The 12,345-nt window shown below is 34.6% G+C and carries 12 protein-coding genes; 4 read left to right on the top strand and 8 right to left on the bottom strand.

Features of this window, described 5'->3' with window-relative positions; translation table 11 throughout:
- Positions 1-32: 32 nt before the first annotated feature.
- Entirely contained in the window at positions 33-962 is a 930-nt protein-coding gene (locus tag LNQ81_RS12285) for a hypothetical protein (RefSeq protein ID WP_229947105.1), read from the bottom strand.
- A 272-nt stretch (positions 963-1,234) separates the two neighbouring features.
- On the opposite strand from LNQ81_RS12285, the gene LNQ81_RS12280 reads away from it, so the two are divergent.
- Entirely contained in the window at positions 1,235-1,960 is a 726-nt protein-coding gene (locus LNQ81_RS12280) for an SDR family NAD(P)-dependent oxidoreductase (protein ID WP_229947104.1), read from the top strand.
- 156 nt (positions 1,961-2,116) lie between these two features.
- Here LNQ81_RS12280 and LNQ81_RS12275 read toward each other — a convergent pair whose 3' ends face one another.
- Positions 2,117-3,001: an FG-GAP repeat protein gene (locus tag LNQ81_RS12275; RefSeq protein ID WP_229947103.1), complete on the bottom strand. Its 885-nt coding sequence runs from the start codon at positions 2,999-3,001 to the stop codon at positions 2,117-2,119.
- Positions 3,002-3,104: 103 nt separating this feature from the next.
- Entirely contained in the window at positions 3,105-3,287 is a 183-nt protein-coding gene (locus LNQ81_RS12270; RefSeq protein WP_229947102.1) for a hypothetical protein, read from the bottom strand.
- A gap of 323 nt (positions 3,288-3,610) precedes the next feature.
- On the opposite strand from LNQ81_RS12270, the gene LNQ81_RS12265 reads away from it, so the two are divergent.
- Positions 3,611-4,045, top strand: a complete 435-nt coding sequence (locus LNQ81_RS12265; RefSeq protein WP_229947101.1) for a DsrE family protein — start codon at positions 3,611-3,613, stop codon at positions 4,043-4,045.
- Between the two features lie 53 nt (positions 4,046-4,098).
- On the opposite strand, the gene LNQ81_RS12260 is transcribed toward LNQ81_RS12265, so the two are convergent.
- Complete coding sequence (locus LNQ81_RS12260; RefSeq protein ID WP_229947100.1) at positions 4,099-5,037, bottom strand: DUF7638 domain-containing protein; 939 nt, start codon at positions 5,035-5,037, stop codon at positions 4,099-4,101.
- Position 5,038: 1 nt separating this feature from the next.
- Positions 5,039-5,377 carry a bacillithiol system redox-active protein YtxJ gene (gene ytxJ, locus LNQ81_RS12255; RefSeq protein ID WP_229947099.1) on the bottom strand — a complete coding sequence of 113 codons (339 nt, stop codon included), beginning with the start codon at positions 5,375-5,377 and terminating at the stop codon, positions 5,039-5,041.
- Between the two features lie 163 nt (positions 5,378-5,540).
- Here ytxJ and clpB point away from each other — a divergent pair, with 163 nt between their 5' ends.
- Positions 5,541-8,126: an ATP-dependent chaperone ClpB gene (gene clpB, locus LNQ81_RS12250; protein ID WP_229947098.1), complete on the top strand. Its 2,586-nt coding sequence runs from the start codon at positions 5,541-5,543 to the stop codon at positions 8,124-8,126.
- A 486-nt stretch (positions 8,127-8,612) separates the two neighbouring features.
- Here clpB and LNQ81_RS12245 read toward each other — a convergent pair whose 3' ends face one another.
- Both LNQ81_RS12245 and LNQ81_RS12240 read right to left on the bottom strand, forming a co-directional pair.
- Positions 8,613-9,512 carry a DnaJ domain-containing protein gene (locus LNQ81_RS12245; protein WP_229947097.1) on the bottom strand — a complete coding sequence of 300 codons (900 nt, stop codon included), beginning with the start codon at positions 9,510-9,512 and terminating at the stop codon, positions 8,613-8,615.
- Positions 9,513-9,706: 194 nt separating this feature from the next.
- Entirely contained in the window at positions 9,707-9,898 is a 192-nt protein-coding gene (locus LNQ81_RS12240) for a hypothetical protein (protein ID WP_229947095.1), read from the bottom strand.
- Positions 9,899-10,152: 254 nt separating this feature from the next.
- Between LNQ81_RS12240 and LNQ81_RS12235 the strand changes: the two genes are divergently transcribed.
- Entirely contained in the window at positions 10,153-10,371 is a 219-nt protein-coding gene (locus LNQ81_RS12235; protein ID WP_229947094.1) for a putative signal transducing protein, read from the top strand.
- 41 nt (positions 10,372-10,412) lie between these two features.
- Here the strand turns inward: LNQ81_RS12235 and LNQ81_RS12230 are convergent, their stop codons facing one another.
- Complete coding sequence (locus LNQ81_RS12230; RefSeq protein ID WP_229947093.1) at positions 10,413-12,335, bottom strand: LTA synthase family protein; 1,923 nt, start codon at positions 12,333-12,335, stop codon at positions 10,413-10,415.
- Positions 12,336-12,345 lie beyond the last annotated feature (10 nt).

Here is a 12,345-nt window from a genome sequence, read left to right as displayed (position 1 = left end):
GTACATTTATTTACTCTGAAAGTAAATCGCAATTAACACCCTATACTTTCGTGTGCCGCTACCGGCTGTATAGAAACATTATTATTGGTTGTATCTGATAGATACAATGTCGGTCTAGAGATATTGTACTGCGTAGAAGTATTAATCAATATATCTATTATATTATCACCATTAAGATCTCCACTAAAAATCACTTTAGGTACTTGCCCTTCTTCAAAGTACTTCTGAGATAACAGCATCATTTCACTGATTTGCTCTCCATCTTTTACCTCTATACGCAAAGTATAATTCTTTACATAATATTTAGGCATTTCATAACCTTGCTCTACAGAGTTTAGGAAGTCTGCTTCACTTACTCCATTAAGTTTTCTTGTACCTGTAGCATATAAAGTATATTCCTTTCCTTTAAAACTAAACTGTACTTTCTCTCCTGGATAAATATAGGAAGGGATATTTGCTGCCTCAACAACAGTTTCTTTTAGAGAGCTATTCTTCTTCTCTATAAACATCAGACAAGCCTGTTTTCCATTGTTAGAAATGGCTATTCCAGTCATTCCTTCCTCCTCTTCAGCCTCTCCTAATATTTTCGATACCATAGGTGTCATGGTAACTAACTTATATGTATTAATGCTGTCAGATATTAATCCTAGCCATTCTTTAGATTCTATTCTTTCAGGAACTTCGTCTATATGAAATGCCCCCGGTGTAAGAAGGGTATTGTCAAAAGAAAAATGTTTTGGATAATCTTTAATGTTTTCGGTTCCAGACACTATACTATAGTGTTCAAAACCATCGTCATCTATTCCTAAGTTACTGATGACTATCTCTTCAGGTTCTAGGTTAGCGTAACTAATATTCCGCTCGCCTTCAGTAGATATTTCGTCTACTTCTTTGTTTTTACAACTGTTCATAGCTAGACCAATTGTCAAAACCATCACTGCAATTAGTGATTTTCTTTTCATCGTTATTTCGTATTTTTAAGGTGGTGCAAAATTAGATGTTCTTATGACATACTAACTATAAAAAACAGACTTTAACACTATACTCAAACAACTACAAAACAACACTTTACACTATTAAACCACAACATATCCTTGCTATTTAATGTCAAAACACCTAAAAACGTTCCTAAATAGTTCACCTTACTTCTTCTTTTTGTAAATTGCTGATTGCAAAACAATACGGTCTTATCACTATTTGTATAAGCTCCCTAGAAGACAAATCACAAAATACAATGAATTCTAAAACATACTTAATATACGGTGTAAGCAAAGGCTTAGGCAAAGCTATCACGCAATACATTCCTAATGAACAAGATATCATCTATGGTGTCTCACGCAGTCAACCTGATTATCTAACTACGGCTCTTGCTAATAAACACTGGATAGCAGCAGATCTATCAAACCCTATCTTTGCTACTAATACTCTAAAACAAGAAATAACAGATCAAAAGATCGATTACTTTATCTATAATGTAGGGATATGGGAACACAATGCATTCTCTGTAGACTATACGTTTAGTGATAATACACAAGATGAAATCATCACTATGATTAATACGAATATCTCCTCGTGTATACTAATGGTTCAGGCATTTATAGAGAACTTAAAGTTATCAGATAATGCTAAGATTATCTTGATTGGCTCTACCTGGGGATTAGACAATCACAATGGAAAAGAAGTTGCCTTCTCAGCGACTAAATTTGCCTTAAGAGGAGTTATTCACGCTTTAAGAGAGAACCTTAGAGAGGATAATATTGGAGTCTCTATTCTTAACTTAGGCTATCTAGCCACAGAATATGGATGTGAAGAAACTGCAACTTCTATTATCGAAAAATCTAATGGAGAACTTATCCCTCTACAAGATGTATTACAAGCCATCCGTTTTATTATATCAACCTCTAAAGCTAGTTGTGTTAAGGAAATCAATATGCCTGCAATGAAAGATAGTAATATGTAGTAAAATAGAGACTAAACAAAAACATAACAACCTATAAGTATTAAAAACACATTATAAATACCACATCCTGTATTTAAGGTAGAGACGATTACTATGATATAAACAAAAAGCCTGTGAATGATGTTCACAGGCTTTTGTTATTATATTAGTTACTTACTAGCATCCTAAACTCTCTAGTGCAGCTACAGCTTTTACATTAAGTTGTCCTGATTTTGTATCAGATAGATATAAAGTAGGGCGACTCATATTATAATTATAAGTAGTATTGATCAATAAATCAAGATAACCATCTCCATTTAGATCACCTGCAAACTCTATCGTAGGTGTAGCTTCCTCTAGGCTTTTTAAATCTAATAGAGTAATCACCTTATCTTGCCCCTTTACTTTAAGATATAATTGGTATTTCTTAATCTCGTATGTCTTGATTACCTCACCTTCATTGTTCTCATAAGTATACGGAGCTCCTTTTTCTCCCTCTGCATAGATAGTATACACCTTCCCTTTATAAGTAAACTCCTTACTCTGGCCAGGATAAATTATTGTAGGTAACTGAGCTATCGCAAGATCACTCCCCTGACTAATAAGACCTTCGTTTGTCATAAACACTATCTCACCTACACTCTTAGCAGAAACCTTTACTCCTGTCATTTCTCCTACTTCATCTACCACTTCATCATGTACTATTTTTATAGTTGGATTCATTTTATGTACACTATATGCACCATCTGTTTCTTTGACTAATCCTACCCAAGATTTGCTACTCACATCTGTAGGTACTTCTCCCTCGTGGAACGTACCTGTCAATATCAAATCGTGTTTAAACTTAAATGACGTCGGATAGATCGTGGGATTATATTCCGCTTCATCCCCCTCTATTGCAGCTTCATCTACTGTTGCCATTGGTTCTTCTGTTTGTACAGCAGTCGTTACTTCTTCTGTAGTAGTGTCTGTTGATGGAACTTCTGTCTCTTTATCTTTACACGCTACTGATACACTTAGCACTGCTGTAAAAAAAAATATTGTAGTCAGTCTTTTATTCATATTTTGTGAGTTTTTAAAACTTTGCTAAAATATAAATATTCTTGTATTATTTAATATTCTATATTTTTACTGCAAAACACTATCTATCAACATCTAAACTTGTTTATCTGATTTTACACTGCTCATTTTTACAACCAAAATTAAAAAATGTCTGCAAAAACAAGTATGCTGCCGGAATACTTAATATCCATAACTCCGCATCTATTGCCTGAAACAACAGTAATATCCCCAGTGCTAAGCGAATCCACCTGATCGCTGACCATTTCTTAAAATATGTGATTATCATTCTATCGGATTTAATACTTCAAAACTAATTACTAATTTGGAACCGTACTGTAACCAATGTTACATAGTCATAGTTATCTTTTCTCAATTACGATCTCCCTTAAGAATACGAGCCTAATGCTAGAGGTGTTCTTGCTGAAAAAACTCTCCTGAGCAAACATTCCTCACGAATTGGGCACGAAATAAGCAAGTAACCGCAACATGGAGAGATTTACTCTTCAGGATTTACAAACTTAGTAATTAACTGTTGTGTAACAATTGTTACTTCCCACCTCTACTCCATAGGCTACTTTAGCCACTATATAAACCATAATATAGTAAACAATGAGAAAATTAGTTTTAGCAATTGCTTTATGTTCTATCGTGAGTACACAGGCTGTAGCCTTTAATACATCTAAAGTAGTTACTATAGCCTACGAACAGGATACTAAAGGAGATAAATACGCTATTCTAGTCCAATCTATAAAAAACCTTCGCTCTTCTATTATGACTGGAAGCGAAATCAAGAAAGCTAATCCTAAAGCTGATTTCCAAATCGTAATCATGGGGCAAATGGTACAAGAATTAAACAATAAAGAATTGCGCGCAGAGCTAGATGCTGCTGATAAAGCAGGTGTAAAACTAGTAGTATGTGAGTTTGCTTTAAAAGTATATGGTGTAACATTGAAAGACTTGCCTTTGTACTTTATCGGCACACCTAATGCACATAAATACATGTTTCAGTTAAATGAAAACAACTACAACACACTTTCTATTTAATTAAGAAAGTCCCCCTTGTATTTATGACAAAAGAGGCCGAAAGCCTCTTTTGTTTATTCTATATCCTCGTGTTTCCAATAATCAGGTCCATATATAATGTCTATATATTCTCCATCCTTACTATCCATATCACCTAAATACATCTGTAGATGTTCAGGGATACGTTCATAAGCTATTTTTAATGCTTCTTTTAATGCTTCACTAGGATTCTCTTGATAAGCATCCAAAGCTTCTCTGCATAACTCAAGTAAAGTCTTCTCTCCATTTAGCTTTCGATAGTCATCTTCTAATTCAACAAATATCTCTTCAATCTCATTGCTGTAAAATTCTTCTGCTATACTAAACTCTCCTAAGTTCTCAATAATCACTCTAGATCCACGGGGAATTGTACTACAAACAATACCTTGGTCTATCAACTTTCTTAAACTTTCAAAGCCTAATACTTTCTCCTCTCCACAACCGTGAACCAAAATAGTTTTATCCTTAAAAAGCAATAGTTGGACTAGGTAATATTTGTCTTCACATATATAAAACAAACTGCGATTCTCTCCTTTCACTTTCTTAGGAAAAAATACATCTACATCCACTGTATCCTCTTTATACAAGGTACCTGTTCCTGACTCCCCTACCGTAACACCATTGACTTTTCGCTCTTGATAAGTATATATATTAGACCAATTAGGATTTAATTCAAGCACTAAACTTTTAATATAGTCGATATAAGATTCAGGTGTATAATACCATTGTACCTTTTCTATTTTCCAAGAGCCTAAGTTAAAACAAGAGATTTCCTCTCCATCAGGGATACTTGTTACTACCCATCCATTCTGTACATCTTTAATAAAGTGCTCAAAATCTTCAAAGTTCCAATTCGCTACTCTACCGTCTTCATAAACATCAAAATGAGTAAAATGGTAGCCTCCATTATGAATAATCCCAGGTGTCTTTACCCCTTGTAAAGTTCTCGTTCTATACACTAATGTTCTGGCCATCTTATAATCTCAACAATAGTTTCTCGGTATCAACCCCATCTATACTTTCGTGCGAAGTATTAAATACTGCTTTTCCTTTAGTAACAATAATCAGTTGAGGAGATTCATGTTGTACTCCTAGCTCTTCCTTAACTTCGATAGACTGCAACCTATTGTTAACTACATCTACTAAATAACAATCTACTGCTGTAGGATTAGTAAAACTAGCTTCAAAATTGCGCAAAGCAAATTTGCTAATATGGCAACGTGGACTGTGCTTAAATATAATAACGGCTTTATCGTTTGACTTCTCGATAAGCTCTTTTATTTGACTACTCTCTGTTATATTGATCCATTTCATAAGACAAAATGTTAGTTTGATTAAGTGTATATACGCAAATTTATGACTTTTTGACATCTTTTACTAATGCGAATTATGCAAACATTGTCAAAATGTCTTAAACTTAGTAATGGAACACCTTTTGTCTATTACGATATAACCAAACAAATAAACAGATCAGTATATGAACTTAAATAATTTTACAATAAAATCGCAAGAAGCTTTACAGCAAGCACAGGTAATCGTGCAAGGCTTAGGGCAACAGCAAATAGAAAATGAACACATTTTCAAAGCGATAATGGAAGTAGACGAAAACGTCACTCCTTTTATCTTAAAGAAACTAAACATCAATGTAGATACTTTTAAATCTGTATTAGATGCAACAATCTCTAGCTTCCCTAAGGTAGACGGAGGTCAAATGGGCTTATCAAGAGAAGCAGGTACTGCTATCACTGAAGCACAGTCTATCGCTACTAAGATGAAAGATGAATATGTATCTATAGAGCACTTGATCTTAGCTATTTTTAAATCTAAGAGCAAAGTAGCACAGATATTAAAAGATCAAGGTGTAACAGAAAAACAACTTGAAGCTGCTATTAACGAAATCAGAAATGGAGCAAGAGTAACTTCTGCATCTGCTGAAGAAACTTATAACTCTTTAAATAAATATGCTAATAACCTTACCAAGTTAGCTAACGAGGGTAAACTAGATCCTGTAATCGGACGTGATGAAGAAATCAGACGTGTGTTACAAATCTTAAGCCGTCGTACAAAAAACAACCCAATGCTAGTCGGTGAGCCTGGAGTGGGTAAAACAGCTATCGCAGAGGGATTAGCACACCGTATCGTACAACAAGATGTACCTGATAACTTAAAAGACAAGCAAATCTTCTCATTAGATATGGGAGCTTTAATAGCAGGTGCCAAGTACAAAGGAGAGTTTGAGGAGCGTTTAAAATCAGTTGTAAAAGAGGTAACTTCTGCTGAGGGAAACATCATCTTATTCATCGATGAGATTCACACTTTAGTAGGTGCTGGAGGTGGTGAAGGGGCTATGGATGCTGCAAATATCTTAAAACCTGCTTTAGCACGTGGAGAACTTCGCTCTATCGGAGCGACTACATTAGATGAGTACCAAAAGTACTTTGAGAAAGACAAAGCCTTAGAGCGTCGTTTCCAAAAAGTAATGGTAGATGAGCCAGATACAGAAAGTGCTATATCTATCTTACGTGGTATTAAAGAGAAATATGAAGCTCACCACAAAGTACGTATAAAAGATGAGGCGATTATCGCTGCGGTTAACTTATCAGAGCGTTATATCACCAACCGTTTCTTACCAGACAAGGCAATTGACTTGATGGATGAGGCTGCGGCTAAATTGAGAATGGAGATCAACTCTAAACCAGAGGAATTAGATGTGCTTGATCGTAAGATTATGCAATTAGAAATTGAGATTGAAGCTATCAAACGTGAGAATGATGAGGACAAACTTAAATCTCTTGGATTAGAAGTTGCTAACTTAAAAGAAGAAAGAAACGATATCTATAGCAAATGGCAATCTGAAAAAGAGGTTGTAGATCGTGTACAGGCTATTAAACAAGAAATAGAAACCTATAAACTGGAAGCTGAAAAAGCTGAACGTGATGGTGACTATGGTAAGGTAGCTGAGCTTAGATATGGAAAAATAAAAGACGCTCAAGAAGACCTTGAGAAAGCACAAAAACAATTAGACGAAAACCAAAGTGGTCAATCGCTAATTAAAGAAGAGGTTACAAGTGATGATATCGCTGAAGTAGTAGCAAAATGGACTGGTGTGCCAGTGACTAAAATGCTACAAAGTGAAAGAGAAAAACTGCTTCACTTAGAAGGCGAATTACACAAACGCGTGGTAGGTCAAGAAGAAGCTATTGAGGCGATTAGTGACGCTGTACGTAGAAGTCGAGCTGGATTACAAGACCCTAAAAAACCGATAGGTTCATTCCTATTCTTAGGAACTACTGGGGTTGGTAAAACAGAGTTGGCTAAAGCATTAGCAGTGTACCTATTTGATGACGAAAGTGCTATGACGCGTATTGATATGAGTGAATATGGAGAAAGACACAGCGTAAGTAGATTAGTAGGAGCACCTCCAGGATATGTAGGGTATGATGAAGGGGGACAATTAACTGAAGCGGTACGTAGAAAACCGTACTCTGTAGTACTGTTAGACGAGATCGAAAAAGCACACCCTGATACATTCAACATCTTGTTACAAGTACTGGATGAAGGACGTTTAACAGACAACAAAGGTCGTCTAGCTGACTTCAAGAATACCATCATTATCATGACTTCAAATATGGGTAGTCACATTATCCAAGAGAAGTTTGAGAATGCTACAAATATAGAACAGGCTTCTGAAGAAGCTAAAAAAGAAGTGTTGAACGAGTTAAAACAGCAAGTTCGCCCTGAGTTCTTAAACCGTATTGACGAGGTGGTAATGTTTACGCCATTGAGCAAAGACAATATCTTACAAATCGTAGATATTCAATTGCAAAGTGTATTCAAGATGCTGGCACAGCAAAACGTACACATGGAAGCCACTGCAGAAGCAAAAGAATTCTTAGCAAACAAAGGGTATGAACCTGAGTTCGGTGCACGTCCTGTAAAACGCGTTGTGCAGAAAGAGGTATTAAACCGCTTGTCTAAAGAAATCTTATCTGGTAATGTAAAAGCAGATAGCATGATCTTATTAGACTCTTTCAACAACGAATTGGTCTTCAGAAACCAATAATATTATTCGAATTGATTAGTTAGTTATAAAAACAAAACCACCCCAAGTCACAATGACTTGGGGTGGTTTCTGTTTTTAATAGATTGTTTATTTCTTATACTATTTAAAAACAATTTATTGAATAACGAAATAAAGATGTGTCTTGTTAGGATTAAACTATAAAAGCAAATTATGAAAACGATTACTAAAAAAGACCTATACTACATTAGTACATTTATGTTTGTGATAGGTTTCTTTGGAGGACTAGCTATAGGTATAGCTAAGTGGTACTAAAAACAAAACACCCCGAGTCACAATGAATCGGGATGTTTTGTTTTATCGCAAAATCAGTGATAGACATATAAACGAAAAGTAATTATACAAAATAGGTCTGAATTAGTGATTTAACCATACTATAGTATGGTTATATAGCTAATGAAAGAGCTATCAAGTAGAATTGCTTTGTAGTATTTGGCTAATTGCTGATTCTGGGTTTATAATATACTTCTAATTAATTACCTTTCCATTTTTAAACTTAACTTTCACTTTTCCATAATACCATATCTCGATATCGCCTTCTATTTTTACATCTGTAGGATCCCCTTTCACCGCCCACACATCATTTTTAGTTGCTCCTACATTAAAAGAGCGTTTCGTACCAAACTCATCTTTTAAATCATTAGTTTTACTCGCTGCTACAGTTTTATCACTAGGAGGTACTTTAGGAGATTTGTCCTTATTCTCTTGTTTTGCTATCACTGGAGTCAGATCTTTTTTCTCTTGTTTTACTACTGGCAGGGTTTCGTTTTCTTCACTCTTCTTAAGAGATTCTATTACCGGTTTTACAGGGGCTTCTACTGGTATCACCTCTGTAGTTTCTTTTGTATTCACAATATCTACTTCTGCAATATTCGATTCCTTCTCTGGAGTTATCACATCACTTTGAGTATCTACTTTTTCTTCTAGGCTGATATCGCTGTTAAATGCAAAATATGCAAAAGCTCCTCCTCCAACAATAATTATCCCAATGATTACAAAAAGAAATACATAGGCCTTATTATTACTATCACCTATGTATAAATCATTGTTCGTACGCTGTAACGTTGGTTGTATTCTCTCCTTACTGTTACTTTGCTTAACACTACTTTCCTTATAAATACTTTCCTCTACTACACTTTCAACAGGCTTTTGAAAACCCTGCTCTACATTGTATTCTATTCGCTTAGTCTTATCACCGAGTATTTCGTATGCTTGGTTGAGTTGCTGATACATCGTTCTTAAATACGCACTATTGGGGTTACTTGAAGGATTATACCTCGCAAATAAAACCTTAAAAGCCTTGTGCAGCTCATCATCAGACACAGCAGGGTCTACTCCTAAAACCTTATAATAATTAACCTTATTCATATCGCTATTTTAAGTCAAAATTATAGAAATAGATTTACAATAAATTACACTATTCAAACATGCATCCATTTTATCTTCCTAATCCATGTGAGCTAGTTCATATCAAATCGCTTACTGAGGTATAGATATAAAAAAACACCATAAGTACGTAGCACTCATGATGTCTTATTTCTCTTTTTCTGCTTATGTACTAGCTACTGAGCTAGTTCTTTTACTATACCATGCCATAAAGGAGGTAAATTAGTTATACTGGACCATTTATCAAACCCTATATTATTAACAATAACAACTGCTTCTAGTATTTGCTTTTTTGAGGCACTCTTATTTGCAATAGTCTGCGCTATATTCGTTAATTGTCCAAATGCCTTTGTCTCTTCTATTTTCATAATCTCATCTCATTTATTAAAAATCAACAAAACTAAATAGTATGTAACACTACTATTTATAAAGTGTTTACTTATACCCTATCACCTCCATAGCTAAATAATATATGGTGATTCAGATAGTAGTACAAATCTTTTATTAAGATAGCATATTTTTTTCAGATTAAAAACTTTTAGATGCTCTAAAAACTATTTTAACCTAATCTTAAAACTCTAGTCCTATATTTTTTTATAACTTACATTCAAATATGATAATTATGGGGCACAAAAAATTATTTGCAGGTAGCGAAATTATGTCACTAGCTGTACGCGATATGCTGGAAGAGAACAACATTCCTTATATCATAAGAGATGATATACAGTCTGCTATTGGTATCGGGGCTGGAACTCTGGATAGGGCTGTACATATCCTAGTCAACGAAGAAGATCTAAATGTAGCACAGACATTATTAAAAGAAGGTGATTTAGACGAATAATAAAAGGGACTCATAGTATGGGTCCCTTAGCTTTTAGATAATTAGTCATCGAGTTTTCGATTGATTATTCTATCGAAATAGTCTTGAAGAAATGCTTTACAGCTCATCTCTAACTCCTGCATTTCTTTATTCTTCTGCTTAATTAGATTTTTGCTCAATGCTTTGTCATTTATCGCATAAAAACCTGTAGCTTTAAGTCCATTAAAACGAACAATATACTTATCTCCTTGATATGTAATTTCATTTGCCCCATAGCTAATAGTAAAGCGATTGTCTACTGACCCGTTAATCAAACTACTTCCCCAACTTCTAAACGGTTCATTATATCCTACTAAATCTAAGATGGTAGGGTATATATCCATTTGTTGTGCTAGTCGATTATCTACCCCCTTTAGCCTGCCATCTGGCGTGTATATCATAATAGGAATAGCCGTCCTATTTACTAGCTCTTTATATTTATTATAATAAATCTGATTAGTATGATCTGCTGTAATGATAAAAATAGTATTCTCAAACCAGGGCTCATTTTTACTCTCTTCAAAAAAACGCTTAAAAGCATAATCCGTATAGCCTACTGGAGCGTGAATCTGCAAGTTTCCCTTTGGAAATTTCCCTTCGTATTCTTCAGGTATTCCAAATGGTTCATGTGAAGAAACAGAAAATAATGTAGCAAAGAATGGAGCCTTTTTTTCGTTTAATGTCTTTCTCATAAACTGAAAGAATGGCTCATCCCATATCCCCCAAGTACCATCGAAGTCATCATCGTTATCATACTCCGTCATACCATAATAATGATCATACCCCAAAATATTGCCAAACCCTAGAAACCCCATAGAGCCATTCACCGCTCCGTGAAAAAAGGAAGTATCATATCCTCTAGAGTTTAATATAGACACTACAGACTCTATCTTCTGATTAGGAAATGGAGACGAAGTAAACGCATCCTTAAACGAAGGAATACCTGCTAAAATAGAAGGAATAGCATGAATCGATTTAGATCCATTAGCGTAAGCATTCGTATAGATTAAACTATGCTGAGCTAGAGAATCTATAAATGGTGTATAACTCCTATAGTTGGGAATATCTGTATCTTTATTAAATGCACCGATGTATTCGCGTCCGAAACTCTCTGTGATAAACAGGACAATATTAGGAGTACTCGGTTTATTGACATTATATTGTTTAACTCCATCTACATACTTAGCTAGAGTTTCTTTATTCATATAATTCACCATCTTATAACTGCTTTTCCCTATCGTTCGCAAGATAGCAAATGGTGTATTTAGCACGATATCACCATGCTCAGGCTTAACAGTATGCCTGTTAGCATCTACAATATTAATAGGTCTTGTCTTTTTAGTAAGTCCTCCTCGAATCCCCGCTACTACTCCTACCGATGCTATGCCTAAAATAACAATACTAGAGATCAAATAAGCCTTAGTAGATTCTCGCTCTACAGTCTTCATTTTTACTCTTATATATAAATAAATCCAAAGAGATGAACAAATCAAAAACAAAAATAACACATGCCAGTAATTTACTAAAAAGTTGGTAAATAATTGTGTCTTATTCTTCTCGTGTTCTAAGCTGTCTAATACCGCTATAGTGGTTCTGGACAAGATAAATCTATAGTAGACTAGGTCTATAAAATTGGTCGAATAAACCAATAGATTAGGTACGAAGTAGGCTATAAATACTAGTTTTTGATATCCTGCTTTTGTATTTATAAATACAGGTGCCATAGATAGCAAGATAAATAGAATACTTACATACAATATAGATGCACTATCAAATGATAATGCATAAAATGATAAAGATAAAAATTGTGTTATCGTATCAACGTTTAATAAATCTGCATTGTAAAAGTAAAATAACAGACGTGCAACGAAGTAAAAAATAAAAGCAAGTGATAATCGATATAACATTACTTTTACCTCGTATACTCTAAACTTATTAGGGGTCATTAGGTTATTT

It is taken from the genome of Myroides oncorhynchi (assembly GCF_020905415.1).
In the GTDB taxonomy this organism is placed as follows: Bacteria; Bacteroidota; Bacteroidia; order Flavobacteriales; family Flavobacteriaceae; genus Flavobacterium; species Flavobacterium oncorhynchi_A.
This window is presented reverse-complemented; position numbering and strand designations above follow the sequence as displayed.